The organism is Patulibacter minatonensis DSM 18081, from assembly GCF_000519325.1.
Lineage (GTDB): Bacteria > Actinomycetota > Thermoleophilia > Solirubrobacterales > Solirubrobacteraceae > Patulibacter > Patulibacter minatonensis.
The window spans coordinates 75,059-91,178 of sequence record NZ_KI912613.1 but is presented as its reverse complement, the minus strand read 5'-3'; the positions used below and the strand labels follow the sequence as shown (position 1 = coordinate 91,178).

The 16,120-nt window shown below is 76.6% G+C and carries 17 protein-coding genes; 5 read left to right on the top strand and 12 right to left on the bottom strand.

Annotated elements, in window-relative coordinates:
• Window positions 1–114: 114 nt before the first annotated feature.
• The gene (locus PATMI_RS0100455; RefSeq protein WP_051470887.1) at window positions 115–1,524 is read right to left on the bottom strand and encodes a flavin monoamine oxidase family protein; all 1,410 of its coding nucleotides are present in this window, start codon (window positions 1,522–1,524) and stop codon (window positions 115–117) included.
• Window positions 1,525–1,583: 59 nt separating this feature from the next.
• Here PATMI_RS0100455 and PATMI_RS26205 point away from each other — a divergent pair, with 59 nt between their 5' ends.
• Window positions 1,584–2,204, top strand: coding sequence for a TetR/AcrR family transcriptional regulator (locus PATMI_RS26205; RefSeq protein WP_051470886.1), 621 nt, complete (start codon window positions 1,584–1,586; stop codon window positions 2,202–2,204).
• A gap of 62 nt (window positions 2,205–2,266) precedes the next feature.
• The gene (locus PATMI_RS0100445; protein ID WP_026909426.1) at window positions 2,267–2,737 is read left to right on the top strand and encodes a hypothetical protein; all 471 of its coding nucleotides are present in this window, start codon (window positions 2,267–2,269) and stop codon (window positions 2,735–2,737) included.
• 140 nt (window positions 2,738–2,877) lie between these two features.
• Here PATMI_RS0100445 and PATMI_RS0100440 read toward each other — a convergent pair whose 3' ends face one another.
• Window positions 2,878–3,702, bottom strand: coding sequence for a VOC family protein (locus tag PATMI_RS0100440; RefSeq protein ID WP_026909425.1), 825 nt, complete (start codon window positions 3,700–3,702; stop codon window positions 2,878–2,880).
• Between the two features lie 350 nt (window positions 3,703–4,052).
• Between PATMI_RS0100440 and PATMI_RS0100435 the strand changes: the two genes are divergently transcribed.
• A complete protein-coding gene (locus PATMI_RS0100435) occupies window positions 4,053–4,538 on the top strand; it encodes a hypothetical protein (protein WP_026909424.1) in 486 nt (161 codons plus the stop codon).
• A 110-nt stretch (window positions 4,539–4,648) separates the two neighbouring features.
• Here PATMI_RS0100435 and PATMI_RS0100430 read toward each other — a convergent pair whose 3' ends face one another.
• From PATMI_RS0100430 to PATMI_RS0100400, 7 genes are all read right to left on the bottom strand, one after another.
• On the bottom strand, window positions 4,649–6,187 hold the full coding sequence (locus tag PATMI_RS0100430; protein WP_026909423.1) for an alkaline phosphatase D family protein: 1,539 nt from the start codon (window positions 6,185–6,187) through the stop codon (window positions 4,649–4,651).
• Between the two features lie 140 nt (window positions 6,188–6,327).
• Complete coding sequence (locus PATMI_RS33505) at window positions 6,328–8,040, bottom strand: glycerate kinase (RefSeq protein ID WP_051470885.1); 1,713 nt, start codon at window positions 8,038–8,040, stop codon at window positions 6,328–6,330.
• A 257-nt stretch (window positions 8,041–8,297) separates the two neighbouring features.
• Entirely contained in the window at window positions 8,298–8,639 is a 342-nt protein-coding gene (locus PATMI_RS0100420) for a hypothetical protein (RefSeq protein ID WP_026909422.1), read from the bottom strand.
• A 94-nt stretch (window positions 8,640–8,733) separates the two neighbouring features.
• Entirely contained in the window at window positions 8,734–9,270 is a 537-nt protein-coding gene (locus PATMI_RS26195) for a DcrB/PsbP domain-containing protein (protein WP_036725041.1), read from the bottom strand.
• 86 nt (window positions 9,271–9,356) lie between these two features.
• Window positions 9,357–10,172, bottom strand: coding sequence for a hypothetical protein (locus PATMI_RS0100410; RefSeq protein ID WP_026909421.1), 816 nt, complete (start codon window positions 10,170–10,172; stop codon window positions 9,357–9,359).
• A 28-nt stretch (window positions 10,173–10,200) separates the two neighbouring features.
• On the bottom strand, window positions 10,201–11,724 hold the full coding sequence (locus PATMI_RS0100405; protein ID WP_026909420.1) for a carboxylesterase/lipase family protein: 1,524 nt from the start codon (window positions 11,722–11,724) through the stop codon (window positions 10,201–10,203).
• Between the two features lie 228 nt (window positions 11,725–11,952).
• A complete protein-coding gene (locus PATMI_RS0100400) occupies window positions 11,953–12,843 on the bottom strand; it encodes a hypothetical protein (protein WP_026909419.1) in 891 nt (296 codons plus the stop codon).
• An 82-nt stretch (window positions 12,844–12,925) separates the two neighbouring features.
• On the opposite strand from PATMI_RS0100400, the gene PATMI_RS0100395 reads away from it, so the two are divergent.
• Both PATMI_RS0100395 and PATMI_RS0100390 read left to right on the top strand, forming a co-directional pair.
• Complete coding sequence (locus PATMI_RS0100395; protein ID WP_026909418.1) at window positions 12,926–13,207, top strand: type II toxin-antitoxin system Phd/YefM family antitoxin; 282 nt, start codon at window positions 12,926–12,928, stop codon at window positions 13,205–13,207.
• A 29-nt stretch (window positions 13,208–13,236) separates the two neighbouring features.
• A complete protein-coding gene (locus PATMI_RS0100390; RefSeq protein ID WP_026909417.1) occupies window positions 13,237–13,629 on the top strand; it encodes a type II toxin-antitoxin system VapC family toxin in 393 nt (130 codons plus the stop codon).
• Between the two features lie 12 nt (window positions 13,630–13,641).
• Here the strand turns inward: PATMI_RS0100390 and cobM are convergent, their stop codons facing one another.
• From cobM to PATMI_RS37085, 3 genes are all read right to left on the bottom strand, one after another.
• The gene (gene cobM / locus PATMI_RS26190) at window positions 13,642–14,544 is read right to left on the bottom strand and encodes a precorrin-4 C(11)-methyltransferase (RefSeq protein ID WP_051470884.1); all 903 of its coding nucleotides are present in this window, start codon (window positions 14,542–14,544) and stop codon (window positions 13,642–13,644) included.
• Window positions 14,541–15,167: a type 1 glutamine amidotransferase family protein gene (locus tag PATMI_RS36280; protein ID WP_051470883.1), complete on the bottom strand. Its 627-nt coding sequence runs from the start codon at window positions 15,165–15,167 to the stop codon at window positions 14,541–14,543. Before PATMI_RS36280 ends, cobM begins: the two co-directional genes overlap by 4 nt.
• The coding region (locus PATMI_RS37085; protein WP_169738302.1) for a VWA domain-containing protein at window positions 15,164–16,120 on the bottom strand (957 nt) is incomplete at its 5' end. The genes PATMI_RS37085 and PATMI_RS36280, both read right to left, overlap by 4 nt.

Genomic DNA, 16,120 nt, shown 5'->3' with positions numbered 1-16,120 from the left:
TCCGCCGGTGGCTGTCCGCCGGTGGCGCGGCCGCCCCGGGGCGCCGCCCTGCGCCCCGCGACCCGGGGACGGCCGCCCGCCGTTCCGCCCGCACCTCGGAGGCCGTCCGCCGGGTCAGTCCACCGCCCGCACGGACCGTCCGAGGATCTCGCCCGCGGCCCGCTCGCCGGCGCGGATCGCGCCCTCCATGTAGCCGGCCCAGCGGGGTGCGGTCTCCGTCCCGGCCCAGTGCACGCGGCCGACGGGCCGGGACAGCGCGGGTGCGAGCTCGCGCAGGGCCCCGGGCTCCAGCACCGCGACGGGGCCGCCGAGGCTCCAGGGCTCCGTCGTCCAGTCCTGATCGCGGTAGGCCACGGGCCGGCCCGCCTCGGGGCCGAGCATCGCGGCCACGGCGGCGAGGACCTCCGCCCGGCGGACGTCGCCGTCCTGCGGGCCGAACCGGCGGGCCGCGGCCCCGGTCACGAACGCGGCGAGGACTCCCGGGCCGTCCGCGGGTCCGGCGTCGACGACCATCTGGACCGGCCCGTGGTCGGAGAACGCGTTCCCGGACAGCCCGCGATCACGCCACCACGGGCGGTCGAAGACGAGGATCGCCTTCGCGTAGGCCGCTCCGCGCATGCGGGTCGAGAGCGCGGCGCGGTCCGGTGGCAGGCCCGGCTCGAAGGCGATGGCGGACACCAGCGGCGGACCGAGCGCGACGACGACGTGCCCGGCGTCGACCCGGATCCCGTCCGCGGTGACCCGCACGCCGCCGTCGGCGCCGCCCCGTCCGGCCGGGTCGGCTCCGTGCTGCTCGAGCCTCCGGACCGGCGCGTCCAGCACGAGGTCGTCCCCGAGGCCCGCCGCGAGGCCGTGCGCGAGCGCCTGCGTCCCGCCGAGGAGGTGCGCGTCCTGTGCTCCGCCCGCGAAGCGCATGAGCTGCGAGAGCCCGCCGTTCTGCCGCGCGAGCCAGAAGACGAACGCGAGCGAGACGTCCTCCGGCTCCGCGCCCAGGGTGGTGCGCACCAGGGTCTCGAACGTGCCGCGGGCGACGTCGGTGCGCAGGGCGTCGACCCACGGGGCGAGGGTCCGCTCGTCGAGGGCCGCCGCGCGCCGGCGGGAACGCGCGGTCGCCCGCGAGGACCGGAACCGCTCGAGCTCCAGGTCGGCGAGCCGCAGCCCGGTCTCCGCCATCCCGAGCAGCGGCCGCACGGGGACGTCGCCCCGGAACGTCCCGGACCCGTCGCCGAACCGCCAGCCGTGCCGGCCGCGCAGCCACTGCGGCTCCTTCGTCAGCCCGAGCTCCGCGGCGAGCGCCAGCACGCGGTGGTGCGCCGGGCCGACCCAGTGGGCCCCGACGTCCGACGCCCAGCCGCCGACCTCGGGCGCGAAGGTCTTGCCGCCCAGGCGCGACCGGGCCTCCAGGACCGCGACCGACGCCCCCGCCCGACGCAGCGCACGGGCGGCGGCCAGGCCGCTCAGCCCGGCACCGACGATCGCCACGTCGCGGCGGATCGTGGGGGACGGAGCTCCGGCGACGGCCATGAGTACAGATGTACCAGCGGTACGTATGTACTGCAAGCCGTTCGGGTACGGTGATCGTCGTGTGCGCCGCCCGCCGGACCCCCGAGGACATCCGCGCGGCCATCGTCCTGGCGGCGATCCAGGTCGTCGGCGAGCAGGGCATCGCCGCGCTGACGCACCGCGCGGTGGCCGAGCGCGCCGGGGTGTCGCTCTCCTCGACGACCTACCACTACGCGTCGAAGGCGGCGATCGTCGAGGCCGCCTTGCGGTTCCTCGCCGAGGCCGAGCAGCAGGTCGCGGCCGACGCCGTCGCCGCGATGCGTGCGGCGGCCGAGGGCGGGTCGCCGCCGACGCCCGCGGCGCTGGTCGAGCACCTGTCCCGGGCCACCACGGACCACGGCCCGGTCATCATGCGCGCGGGCTACGAGCTCCAGCTGCAGGCGACGGTCGACGACCGGCTGCGGCCGATCGTCCGCGACTGGCTGGACGTCGTCGCGGGGCACGTCGCCGAGGCGCTCGAGCTCCTCGGCTCGCCCGACCCGCGGCGCGACGCGCACCTGCTCGCCGTCGCTACCGACGGCCTGCGCCTCTACGCGCTCACGACCCCCGGGACCGCGGGGCGCATGCAGCGCGAGACGCTCGAGCACCTCGTCGGGCGGATCTTCGCGGGGACCGCGTCGGGGACAGAGGCCCGCGGATGAGGCCCGGTCGGGTCCGGCCCGGGCGGACGAGGGCCACGGGCGACGCGCACGACGGGACGCCGGTGCGCGCCGGGCTCGTGCTGGCGCGGGCCGTCGCCGGGCTCGCCGGGTGCGGGGGCGGGGACGAGGGGCCCACGGTCCAGCGCTCGGCCACGGCCACGCACGCGGGGCTCGTCCGCGACCTCGACGCGGCGTGCGACGCCGAGAACCGCGCCCTGGCGGCCCTCGATCCCGTCCTGCAGGCGGCGAAGGACCCCGCGGCGGCCGCGCCGGTCTTCGCCCGCGTCGCGGGCATCTACCGCGACCACGTCCGCGCGGTGGCGGCGCTGCCCGTCCCGGCGGCCGACGCCGCGACCGCCGGGACGTACCTCCGGGCGGCGGACGACGTCGCCGCCGCAGCGGGGCGCTTCGCCGACGCGGCGGGGAACAGCAGCGGGTCGTCCGAGGACGCCGCCGCCGTGCTGAAGGCGGACGGCGTCCGCCGGGGCGCGGCGGCGACGCTCGGCGCGCGGGGCTGCACGACGTTCCGCTGAGCCGCGCCTCACAGGACGGCGGCGCAGGACGCGGTCCGCCGATGCCTGCCCGGCGGACCGCCGCCCGTGCGCACCGGCGGTCACGGACACGTGCGCGTGCACCGCGACGGTCCACGCGCTCCCGGTGCGTGGTCGGGCGCTCACGCCGGGCACGTCACCGCGATCACCCCGCCCTGCGGGTCGGCGAGCACCGCGCTGCGGAACCCCGGTGTGTCGACCGGGCCCATGAGGACCGTGCCGCCGAGCCCGACGGCCCGCACGGCGAGGGCGTCGACGTCCGCGACCCGGAAGCAGACGCTCCAGTGCGGGGGCGTCGGGTCGCCCGGGCCGATCGGCGCGAGCACGCCGAGGACCTCGCCCTCCGGGTGGGCCCGCCAGAACGCCATGGGCGCGCCGGGGACGGGGTTCGCCCGCCATCCGACGACCGCGTCGTAGAAGGCGCGGGCCCCGTCCGGGTCGGGGGTGTGCAGCGAGCTCATCGTCCACGCGCCGGGCGCGTCGGCGCGCTCGGTGCCGTCGAACCCGTCGGCGGTGAGGAGGCCGAACGCGACGCCGGTCGGATCCGTGACGACGGCGACGCGGTGCGCGGCGACGACGGGCGCCGCTCCCGGGTCCGCATCGGGTCCGCCGCGCGCCGCGGTGCCCGGCGCGTCGCCGGCGGGCGCGAGGAGGACGTCGCCCCCGGCCGTGACGGCCCGGTCGACCGTCGCGGCGACGTCGTCGACCGCGATCCAGGTCGTCCAGACGGCGGGGGCGCCCGGGGGCGCCTGGCCGACGCCGGCGACCGGCCGGCCGTCCAGGCGCGCCGTCCGGTGCTCGCCGGGCAGGCCGCCCGGCATCGGGACGGGGTGGTCGAACGTCCACCCGAAGAGGGCGGCGTAGTGGTCCGCCGCCGCCCGCGGGTCGGGCTGCATGGTGTCGACCCGGCGGGGGACGCCCGCGGGGTGCTGGTTCTCGGTGCTCATGGGTGCTCCTTCGAGCGGTCCGCCCCGCGAGGAGTCGCGAGGCGCTGGACCCGGCGCCGCCGGTCGTCGGCGGGCACGGGCCCGACCCGCACGGCATCCGGCCGCGGCGGGTGGTGATCGCTGGTCCGGTCCGCCGCGTCTTCGGGACGCGGGGGACCGCCGCCCTCATCCGATGAGGGCGGTCGGGGGTCCGGCGCGACGGGGCGCCGGGGATCGGACGGGCGCTCCCGCGGGGAGAGCGCTCAGCGGTCGTGCGAGCAGCGAGCGATGGGGGCAGGCTAGCGGACCGGTCCCGGGTGTTCTCACGGAAGCCTCATCACCCGGCGCCGCGGGGCGGGCATCCTGAGGGCATGTCCCGGATCCCCCGTCCCTCCTCGCTGCTCGGCGTCGCCGGGTGCGCTGCCGCCGTCGTCCTCGTCGGCGCGACCGCCCCGCAGGCGTCGGCGACGCCCAACACCTACGACTTCCTAGCCGTCTGCGGCAAGGGCTACGTGCAGGTCCAGACCGGCTCCGTCGACCGCAACGCGGACCTGAAGGGCAGCCACCTCCGCGGTCGCCTCTCGCTCTCGTACGACCGGTCGTCCGGCACGTGGTGCGCCGTCACCTTCCGGTCGTCGTTGTCGCAGGTCGGGACGAAGCGCCGGATGAACGTGACCATCGACGGGGCCGGGAAGCACGCCGAGGACCCGGGGGACTACGGCTACTACGCCGGGCCGGCGAAGATCAAGGCGCCGAGGACCGCCTGCATCCGGGTCGCGGGGATCATCGCGCCGTCGTCGAAGCGCAAGGGCCTCGACCCGTTCGTGGGGTCGACCACCTACGGCTGCTCCCGCTGAGACGGCACGACGGCCGGCCCGCGAGGCGCGGCGCTCCGCGGGACACCCGCGGCGGAGCAGCCGTCCGCCGGGGCGCCCCGGCCGTCACCGGCCGGGTCCGCCCCGGTCGGTCAGGACTTCAGGCCGGGCTTGCCGTCCTGCAGCGTGAAGCTCGCGCCGGTGGACGCCGCCGCGCTGCGCGTCGTGACCGCCGCGACGTTGCGGAAGTCGGCCCGCAGCTCCTTCGCGTCCATCGTCACCCGGACGTAGCCGCGGCGCTTGCCGTTGTACTTGATCCAGGGGTTCTCGCTGAGGTCCTCGTGGGAGTCGGAGCCGTCGCCGCCGGAGGTGACGGACGTGCCGCACAGCTCGGAGCCGACGATCGGCGAGCTCGGGTCGTCGAAGTCGCGCAGGAGGTCCGCCGCGTAGTGCTGGTGGATGTCGCCCGTGAGGACGACCGGGTTCGACGTCTTGCGGTCCGCGATGCCGGTCAGCACCCGCTGGCGGCTGGCGCGGTAGGCGTCCCACTGGTCGGTCGAGTAGCCCTTCACGGCGCCGGGGACGACGTCGTGCTGGGCCATCAGGACCTGCTGGGCGAGGATGTTCCACTTCGCCTTCGACGCGCCCATGCGGTCGACGATCCACTGCTCCTGGGCGATGCCCGGCAGCGTCGCCTTCGGGTCGCGCATGTCCGGGCCGTCCGTCGGGCCCTTGTCGCCGTACGGCTGGTCGGTGCGGTACTGGCGGGTGTCGGCGACGACGAAGTTCGCCAGGTCGCCCATCGGCAGCTCGCGGTAGAGCTGCATGCCCGAGCCCTGCGGGTGCGCGTAGTTCCGCAGCGGCATGAACTCCCAGTACGCCCGGTAGGCCGCGGCGCGGCGCTTCGCGAAGACCTTCGGGTCCTGGTCGGGCTCCGTGTCGACCTGCGAGATCAGGTTCGCGTAGTTGTTCTCGACCTCGTGGTCGTCCGGCGTCGGGACGAGCGGGAACAGCCGCCGCATCTCGAGCAGGTCGGGGTCGGAGTTGTACTGGCTGTGGCGCTCGCGGTAGCTCGGGAGGTCCATCGGCTCCGCGTTGCTGTGCTGGCGGACGCCGGTGGTGCCGGGGCCGCCCTCGTAGATGTAGTCGCCGACGTGCACGACGAACCAGGGGTCGTCGTCCGCGATCCGCTTGTAGGCCGTGAAGTAGCCGGCCTCCCAATTCGAGCAGCTGGCCAGGCAGAAGCGCAGGCTGTTGGGCGACGCGCCGACGGCCGGGGCGGTGCGGGTGCGGCCGAGCGCGCTGGCCTCGCCGTTGGCGTAGAAGCGGTACCAGTACTCGCGGCCGGGCTTGAGCTTCGGGACCTCGACGTGCACCGAGTGGCCGTCGGCCTTCGTGGCGGTCTGGACGCCGCGGGCGACGATCCTCGTGAGGTTCTGGTCCTCGGCGAGCTCCCACGTGACGGGGACCTGGCCCTTGACCGCGTCGCGGCCGAGGGAGTCGAGGGCGATGCGGGTCCAGAGCACGATGCTGTCGGCGGCGGGCTCGCCGGAGGCGACGCCGGCGACGAACGGGTAGGCGCCGCGGGGCAGGGCCGAGGCACGGCCGGCGAAGACGCCGCCGAAGGAGAGGGCGACGGCGCCGGCTCCGCCGGCGGCCAGGAGATCGCGTCGCGAGATGCGTGAGGTCATCCGGACGTCCTTTCTGGTGGAGCGATGGGGGGACCCCGATGCTCGCGGTCGCGGTCGGCGCGCTCGTGACCCTCGCGTGAAATCGTCCCGTGGTGCCTGCGAACACCATCGTTCGCAGGTCGGGCGCATCCGTCCCGGGGTCAGCCGGCGGCCGGCGGCTCCGGCGCATCGTCGCGGCCCCGGGCGACCGATCGCCGCGCCTCGGTGCGGAGCTCGCGGGTCGCCGCCGCCAGCGCGACCTCGAGCGCCCGCGCGGGCGGTCCCAGGGCCCGCACGTCTCGGGCGCCGCGGCGCCGGAGCTCGGCGGCCGCGCCGTCCTCCACCCGGCCCCCGAGCACGTCGACGGGCGTCTTCGCGGCACGGGCACGGCGAACGACCGCGTCGACCGTCTTGCCCTGCAGCGTCGACGCGTCGACGCTCCCCTCGGCCGTCAGCACGAGGTCGGCGTGCCGTGCGAGGGGGTCGAAGCCGACGAGGTCGAGGACGGCGTCGGCTCCGGGACGGGGCACGGCACGGAGCGCCAGGAGCGCCAGGCCGAGGCCGCCCGCGGCCCCCGACCCCGGGACGTCCGGGTCCGCTCCGAGCGCTGCGGCCCACCTGACGAGCGCCGCGTCGTACGCCTCGACCTCCCCGGGCGTCGCGCCCTTCTGCGGACCGAACCGCCGCGCGGCGCCGTCGGGACCGCAGAGCGGCGCGTCGACGTCGTGCAGCAGCTCGAGCGCGACGCCCCGGAGTCGCGGGTCCAGGCCGGTGAGCGACGCGTCGACGGCCGTCGGGTCCGCCACGAGGTCCGCACCGTCGGCCGGGGCCTCCACCCCGAGCGCGCGCAGGAAACCGGCCCCGCCGTCGACGCTCGCGCTCCCGCCGACGGTCACGAGGATCCGGGTGGCACCGAGCTCCAGCGCGGCGAGCACGAGGTCCCCGACGCCCGCCGACGACGCGCGACCGACGTCCCGTGCCGCCTCGGGGACCGCCGCCAGCGCGATGGCCTCGGCCGCCTCGACGAGCACCGTCGTCCCCGGTGGCCGCGCCGGCGCGCCGGCCGCGGTCGCGCCGTCGTCGGTCGGGGCCGTCCCCCCGGTCGCCGACGCCGCACCCGCAGCAGGCCCCTCCAGCACCGCGATCCGCGCGTCGACCTCCCGGCCGTGGGCGTTGCGGGCACGGACGGCCACCGGGCGGGCGTGGCCGCCGGCGACGAGTGCGTCGAGGGTGCCCTCGCCGCCGTCGGCGACGGGAAGCAGCAACGGCCGACGGCCGGCGTCGCGGACCCCCGCCGCCAGCGCCGCCGCCGCCCGCGCGGCGTCGACGGCCTCGCGCAGCTTGTCGGGCGCGCAGAGGACCGTCGGCATGAGCTCCCGGGTGCGCTCGGCCAGCGCCTCCCACGGCTCGGGATCCCAGAACCGTCGCGCCCGCCCGGACGGCGACGGCAGGACCCAGACCTCGGCGCCGGCGAGCGACCCGGGCTGCCGGCCGTATCCGACGGGTCGCCCGAGCGCCGCGGACCCCGCCGTCTTGCTCGTGAACGCCACGATCGGCGCGGCGCAGCGCGCGACCTTCCGCGCGACGGCGTCGGGATCGAAGCCGGCGGTCCCGACCTCCGCGTCCGACCCCGACGCGGACTTGTCCAGGTCGGTGAGGGCGATGCCGTGCTCGGCCACCGTGCGGAACTGGGCCGGGGCGATCCGCGAGGGCACGAGGCCGATCGCGTGGAGGGTCGGCCAGAACGCGTTGCCGGGCCCCGCGTAGGGCGCACCGACACGGGCGCTGACGGCTCCGGCGGCGGTCCCGCAGAACAGCACCCGCGCGCGATCGGGCAGGACGTCCTCGAGCACGGGGGTGTCGGACGACGGCACCACGACATCCTGACCGGTCCGTGCGCACACCGACGGGACGGCGCCGCCGGGCCCCGTCCGGCGCCCGGAACCGGACCGTCCGACGGCGTCCGCGGGGAGACCCGGAGCCGCCGCGGGGACGTCCGGGGACATTCGCGGTCACAACTTCGGGGGCTCGTGCGAACTACCAGTGCGCCGAGGCGTGGCGCGGCGTCCTGTCCCGCCGGTGGCGTGGCGTCGTCGGGGGAGCTGAGGCCCCCGGCGACGCCACGCGAGCCTCACTTCGCGGCGTCGACCGCCCGGCGCAGCTGCTCCTTGTCCATCTTCGAGCGGCCGTCGACGCCGAGGTCCTTCGCCTCGGCGTAGAGCTGGTCCTTGGTGCGACCCTTCTCCCGGTCCGTCCCGGAACGCTCGCCGCCGCGCTGTCCCGAGCTCTTGTCCTGCGTCGACGTCCTCGACGCCTGCTCGGACTCGCCGTGACGGGCGCGCTCCTTGTTGACGGTCCGGGCGGCGATCTCCTCCGCCGTGGACTCGCTCTTGCCCTGCTCCTGCACCGAGGACTTGATCTCCTCGTACTGGCGGGCGCGCTTGGTGCCGGGCCTGACGCCGTTGGGCGGCATGGGAACTCCTCGTTCGTGACCGGGGTCCTCCGCCCGGCGCAGCGGGCGGGGACCGGCGGATACCCGGCGACCCGCCGCCCATGCGGCCGGCCGGTCAGTCCCAGTCCCAGCCCTCCGCGACCGTCCGCAGCAGCCCGTCGCCCTTGTCGGCGCTCGCGAGCGAGCTCAGGGTCACCGTGTAGAGGACCCCGCGGTGCAGGGCGATGAGCTGGCGCTGCACGATGCGCTTCCCGTCCTGCTCGCGGCGGAACGTCCACGTCCTCGCCGGCTCGCCGTCGAGCGTGGTCGGCGCCTCCGCCGGGGGCGTCGGGACACCCACGGTCTTCGCGGACCCGGCCCGCACCTCGGGCTCGAGCCGCTCGATCGGCTGGTCCCCGACCGACGCGGGGACGGTCTCGCGCGTGATGATGACGTTGTCCCGGATCTGCTTGTCGACGACCTTGGCGTAGAACCGGTCGACGTCGAACGTCGCCTTCGCGGCGAGCTTCCGGGCGTCCGTCCAGCCGGACGGTGTCGTCGTCCGGTACCCGGTGCCGTCGATCGTGGTCGGACCGGCGTCGTCCGAACCGCCGCACGCGGTCAGGGCCAGGACGGAGAGCAGCAGGGCGGGGGCGAGGGTTCGACGGAGCACGTGCGCAGCGTACGCCCGCCGGGCCGCGCCGGCCACAGCCGTTCGGCCCGCCCCCGAGATCCGTCGCGGTGCCGCGACCGGCGCCCTCACTCCCAGTTCCAGGAGCGGAGGAAGGACCGGAAGACGGCCCCGTCGTCCCGGGCGTCCTGCTCGAGCGACGTGAGGGTGATCGTGTAGAGCGCCCGCCGATGCAGGACGGCGATCTTGCGCTGCACGAGGGTGCGGCTCCCGAGCGTGCGGCGGACGACGAAGCTGATGGCGGGATCGCCGTCGACGGTGGTGTCCGCGCCGCGGGTGACGTCGCCGTTCCCGACGGTCCGGACGATGTCGCCGCGCACCCGTCGGGCGAGGTCCTCGACGTCCTGGCCGCGGTCGGCGGCGCCGCCGTCCCGGACGATCAGGATGTTCGACACGACGTCGGACCCGCGGCCGCGGACCAGGGAGAGGTCGAACGGCACCCCGGAGCCCTCCAGGCGGCGGGAGCCGTCGAACCAGCCGTCGGGGACCCGCACCGTGTACCCGGTCCCACGACCGGGGCCGAGGGAGAACGTGGTCCCGCCGACGGGATCGGAGTCGTCGTCCGACGGTGTCGCGGTCGTCGTCGGGGCCGACCGCGTGGTCGCGGGCGGGTCGTCGGGCTCGGGGCCGGACGGCCGTGGTCGGGAGGGCCGCGACCGCTCGGTCCCCGGCGACGCGGCGCGGCGCGTGACGGTGACGGGCGTGGTGGCCGTCGACGGCATCGTGACCGTCGCGACGGTCGTGACGGTGGTGCCCGCTGAAGGGACGACGGGCACCGACGCGGCCACCGGGCCGTCACCACCGCCGTCGTCCCCGCCGCACCCCGCGGCGGTCAGGACCACCCCCACGGCGGCGGCGCAGGAGATCGTCCCCCGCACGCGCATCCGCGCAGCGTAGCCGTGTGGACGGCGTTCAGCGCAGCCCGTCCCAGAGCGCGCGCCGTCCGCCGTCGGGATCGTCCTCGACCGCGCCGGCGCCGGCGGCCCCGCCGAAGACGCGCACCGCGCGCCGGTCGGGCTCGTACGCAGGCCATTCGGGGTCACCCCCGACGACGAAGGCGACCCACGCCGCGTGCATCTCGTCGGCGAGGTCCTGCGGCGCGTCGGGGCCGATCATGCCCCAGCCGCTCTCGACGTGGGTGGTGTCGAACGCGAACGCGATCTCCACCGCGTGCGCCGCGCCGAGCTGCCCGTCCAGGGACGGGGACCGCCACCGGAACTCGTAGAGCCACGTGGGGGCGGGGCCGCCCCAGCGGGACTCGGCGGCCCGGATCGCGGGGATCCGGAACATCCAGTCGGTCATCAGCGACTCGAGCCCGTCCCCGGCCGACGGGCCGTCGGCGTACACGGCCGCGCTCTCGGCGGGCAGGCGGTACGCGTCGCCGGCGAACGGCAGCGTCTCCGCGGTGACGTGCTCGAGGATGCCGAGCGGGACGAGCCAGAACCGGTACTCCTCGGCGTTCGTGCCGATCAGGAGCGGGACGGCCGGCGCGTCGTCGGCAGCGTCCCCGCCGAGCGCGTCGACGGGGCGGCGCGGGATCAGGTCGCCGTCGACCACCGGCTCGTACGGCATGCCGTCGAGCCCGACGTCGCCCCACGCGAGGCGGTCGGTGGTCGACACCTCGGTGCCGAGCTGCAGCTGCGCGGCGATGAACGCATCGACCGGGACGCCGGCGAACCCCGCGGCGGTCGGGGCGACGTCGAGCCGTCGCCCGAGCTCCTCGGCCACCCGCGTGGCGCTCTCGATGGACTGCACGTGGTGCCCCGCGCCGCTCTGCGCGATCGCGCGGTGGAAGAGCCCGCGGGCCTCGTCCGCCGCCAGGAGCGTGACGACGCTCATCGCGCCCGCGGACTCGCCCGCGATCGTGACCCGGCCGGGGTCGCCGCCGAACGCGGCGATCTCGTCCCGCACCCAGCGCAGCGCGGCCAGCTGGTCGAGCAGCCCGCGGTTGTGCGGCGCGTCGGGCAGCGCGCCGAATCCGTCCATGCCGAGCCGGTAGTTGATCGTCACGCACACGACGCCGTCGCGGGCGAAGGCGCTGCCGTCGTACGTGCCGACCGCGCCCGTGCCGCCGCGGAAGGCGCCACCGTGGATCCAGACGAGCACCGGCAGCGGGGCCCCGTCGTCCCCGGTGACCCGTGCCGCGGGCGTCCAGACGTTGAGGTTGAGGACGTCGTCGCCCGGGATCACCGGGTCGCTCAACATCGTGTCGAACGGCGGGGCGTAGAGGGGTTTCGCGGGGTTCGGCCCGTACGCGGTCGCGTCGCGCACGCCGTCCCACGGCTCGACCGGCGCGGGCGCGGCGAAGCGCAGGGGGCCGACCGGCGGCGCGGCGTACGGGACCCCCTTGAACGACGCGATCCCGTCCGCTTCCGTCCCTTGGAGCGCCCCGGCGCTGACGGTGACGACGGGGAGTCCGGGGGCGGAGGCGCTCATCGGGCCTGACGCTATCGGGCCGAGGGCGCGGGGTCGTCGGGGCGAGGCGGCGGGGGTGGTGTTCCGCGGATCCGTTCGACCGCCTGCTCGTCGCCCAGGCCCAGCTCGAGCACGAGCCGATCGTCACCGTGGACCCGTGGACCCGTGGACCCGTGGACCCGTGGACCCGTGGACCCGTGGATCCGCCGGTACGACGTCGACGTCCTCGGGTGACGGAACGGTTCGGCGTCAGCCGGTCGTGCGCGGGACGACGTTCCGGCACGACGGGGCCGCGGTGCGCAGATCACGCGGGAACGCGACGTCGGGCGCGTCCTCCGTCGGGTCGGAGGTGGCGGCGACGACGCGTTCGAGCGCCGCGAGCGTGGTGGCGCTGCGGGCCTTCGTGGCGCGTCGCCGGAGGCTCCGGGTCAGTACGGGCTCGAGCCGGCGCAGGGCCCGCTGGAAGGCCGCGTACCGCGCGGGTCCCGGGATCCGGGTGAGCGCGCGCGTCAGCTCGGCGGTCCGCTCGTAGGTCGCGGCGTAGAGGTTGCGGATGCCGGGCAGCGCATCGGCCTCGTCCACGGTGCTCGCCGGCGTGAGCTCCTGCACGCCGCGGACGAGGTCGGCGCGGAGGGCGACGATGCCGCCGCAGGCCTGCTCGAGCTGCCGCCCGTAGTCGTCGTCCGCGGCACCGCCGCCCCACGAGCCGTCGCGGCAGATCGCGCTCGGGGAATGGCCCGGCGTGACGCACGAGAACGTCCGGGCGGCCCCGCCGCCGGCCCGGGACTGCGCGGTGAAGGCGAAGCGGTTGCCGGATTCCGAGACCGCGAGGACCCGCAACCGTCGACCGGTCGCGGACTGGACGGCGACCTGGCCGCGGCCGGGCTTCCCGGCGACGATCGCGGATGCGATCCGCCGGTCGGAGCCGAGGCCGAACGTCAGTGACTCGGGCTTCCGGCACCGCTCGTCGGGCGTCGGCCCCTCGGCCCGGCACGACTCGGCGGCGCTGACGACGTTGCGCACGAGCGACGCAGCCGCGCGGTCCGCCTCGTCCGGGTCGACCGTGGGTTCCGCGTCGTCACCGCCGCACGCGGCGAGGAGGGCACCGGAGGCGAGCAGCGGGAGCACGGATCGGCGCACGGGAGGAGCGTACGGCGTCGCCCGGCGCGGGGAGGTTGATGTCGGCCGGGTCGCGCCGACGAGGTGCTACGTTGTGACGCACATGGAGTCCGTCGGCGTCAGAGAGTTGCGTCAGCACCTCAGCCGCCACCTCGAGAGGGTGAAGGCCGGGGAGGACCTCCTCGTGACCGAACGGGGGCGCGTGGTGGCCCGGCTCGTCCCGGCCGGTCCCGGAAGCGATTCGTACGCCGCCCTCGCCGAACTGACGGGCTCTACGGTCCCTGTCGAGTCGTTGTCCGCGATCGCAGCGCGACTGAACGCGCCCGCCAGTCCTGCCGGGACGACCGAACGCCTGCTCGCCGAGGGGCGACGGGAACGGTTCTGACGGTCCCGGCGCGGAAGGACCGCTGAGCGATGGGCGTGGCGTACGTCGACACGAGCGCGCTCGGCCGCGTGCTTCTCGGGGAGCCGGACGCACCCGCCATCCTGTCCGCACTGGCCGACCACGATCGCCACGTCAGCAGCAGGCTGCTCCGGGTCGAGTTGCGTCGGGTCGCGCTCCGCGAGGACCGGCTCGCGAATGCCGATTCGCTCCTCAACGGCGTGGCGCTCGTTCCCGTCTCGGCCGAGATCCTGGCCGACGCCGAGACGATCGCACCGGCGACCGTGGCCACGCTCGACGCCATCCACCTGGCTACGGCGCAGCGGCTGCGAGCGCTGGGTCAGCTCGACGTCGTCGTGACGTACGATCGTCAGCTCGCTCGCGGCGCGAAGCACCACGGCATTCCCGTGCTCGCGCCGGTGTGATGAAGCACAGGCCTACGCGCCCTCGGGCGGCGCACCCGCGCCCTTGTACCGCTTCGGGCTCCCCAGCCGCCGGTACCGATGACCGTAGTTCGGCCGGTAGACGTGGGAGCGCCGCTCTTCCTCGCCCGCGGCCAGGCCGGGACCGAGGACGATCAGCGCCTGGGTCGTGATCTTGTGCTCCTTCAGCGTCGCCGCGAGCTCGTCGAGGCGGCAGCGGAGCAGGACCTCGTCCGGCCACGACACGCGGTAGCCGATCGCCACCGGGGTCTCCGGCGCGTACCCGCCCGCGAGCAGGTCGGCGACGAGCTCGCGCGGCCGGCGGACGGACAGGTAGAGCGCCATGGTCGTGCCGTGGCCCGCGAGCTCCTGGAGCTGCTCGTTGTCCGGCATCGGCACGCGGACGGCGCGGCGGGTGAGGATCAGCGACTGCGCGACCTCGGGGACCGTGAGCTCCTGGCCGAGCGCCGCGGCCATCGCCGACAGCGACCCGACGCCGGGCACGATCTCGTAGGCCAGGTCCATCCGCCGGCAGGCGTTGATCTGCTCGTGGAGCGTCGCGTAGATCGCCGGGTCCCCGGACTGCAGGCGGCAGACCGTCAGGCCCTCGCGCTTGGCGCGCGCGAACAGCTGGATCACGTCCTCGAGCGTGTGGTCGTCGCTCGTGAGGACCTCGGCGTCCGCTCGCGCGTGCTCCATCACCTCGGGCGGGACGAGGCTGCGGGGCCAGACGACGACGTCGGCCTCGCCGAGCACCCGCGCGCCGCGCAGGGTGATGAGGTCCGCGGCACCGGGTCCGGCGCCGACGAAGACGACGCGGCCGGCGGGCGATCCCGCGCGCGGCGTGTCCGCCGCGGCCCCGGTCCGCGCCTCCGGGTCGTCGCCCGGGGGCGGTCCCGCGTGGTCGCCGGCGGTCATCGGGACACCCCGGCCGCCGTCAGCAGCCGTTCGGCCCGCGTGCGGTTCCAGCCCACGACGACGAGGCTCCCGTGCACGTCGGGCAGCGCCCAGCCCTCGTGGCGCCGGCCGATCATCCACGCGGGGCGGGCGCCGGCGACGCCGTCGAGGGCGACCGCGGCGGACGGGCGGCCGATCCGGCGCTCCCCGAGGACGTGCAGCGGGCCGTCGGACGCGGCGGTCAGCTCGACGGTCCCGGGGACGCCGCCGCGACCCGCGGTGGCGACCGTCGACAGGACGTCGCACATGGGTCGGCCGTCCAGCGACGACGCGAGGAACGCGACCCCGGCACCTTCGGCGACGATCGGTGCGCCCGTCCGGTGAAGCGCGACGACGGACTCCCGCAGCGACGCGTTGCCGGCCAGGGCGTCGACGAACGGCACCGGGGCGCCGTCGCCGAGGACGAACGCGACCGTGCCTTCCGGGAGCGCGGGGTCGGACGCGAGGTCGACCGTCCGCACGTCGGCGCCGAGCGCGTCCAGGGCGTCGACGAGCTCCCGGGCGGGGTCGAGCAGCACGGGGCCGGCCGCGATCGCCACGACGGGTCGGGCGGCGGCACCGTCGGAGGACGCCGGGGAGCTCATGCGGCGGCCCGGTCGTCCGTCGACGGGAGCGTCCCGCTCGATCCGGTCGCAGGGGCGCGCAGGCCGACGCGTCGGGTGTGGCCGTCCGCCACGGCCTCGCCCGTCAGCACCCCGACCGGCAGCAGGCGGGCGCGGGCGGCGTCGGCGATCCGCCGGGCGAGGTGCAGCCGCACCCGGCCCTCCTCGGTGTCGAAGACGAGGACCCCGTCGGCGGTCCGGCCGAGGCGCTCGGCGGCGCGCTCGGCGGCGGCCAGGCCGGCCTTTCCGCCCGACGCGCGACCGTCGGTGACGACGACGCAGAGGGCGCGACGCCCCGGGTCGCGCACCCGGTGGGCGGCGATCAGCGAGGACGCCGCGTCGAGGCCCGCGGCCAGCGGCGTGCCGCCGCCCGTGGCCAGGCGGGCGAGCCGGTCGGCGGCGCGCTCGACCGACCCGGTCGGGGTCAGCACGACCTCCGCCTCGCGACCCCGGAAGGCGATCAGGGCGACCCGGTCGCGGCGCTGGTAGGCGTCCATCAGCAGGCCGAGCGCGGCGTCCTTCACGGTCGCCATCCGCTTCCGCGCGCCCATCGAGCCGGAGGCGTCGACGCAGAAGACGACCAGCGTCCCCTCGCGCCCGGCGCGGACCGGGGTGCGGTGGTCCTCCGGGCGGACGACGAGGCGCGGGCGGGGCGGGGCGGTGCGCCCGGTCGGAACGTCGGCGGGGGCGACGGCCGCCCGGTCGGGGGCGGTGGCCGACCGCAGGGCCGCAGCACGCAGCGTCGCGGCGACCGCGAGGTCGTCGGTCGCCAGCTCGCGCGGGCGGACGTCGACCGGTTGGCCGTGCTCGCCCGACGTCCGGCCGCGGCGGCCCGCGACGCCGGACGACGCGCGCCCGCCGCCGAGGTCGAGCAGCGATCCGACGACCGACCCGGAACCTCCGCCGGGGGCGTCCGTCCGCTCGCGCGCCGCGGC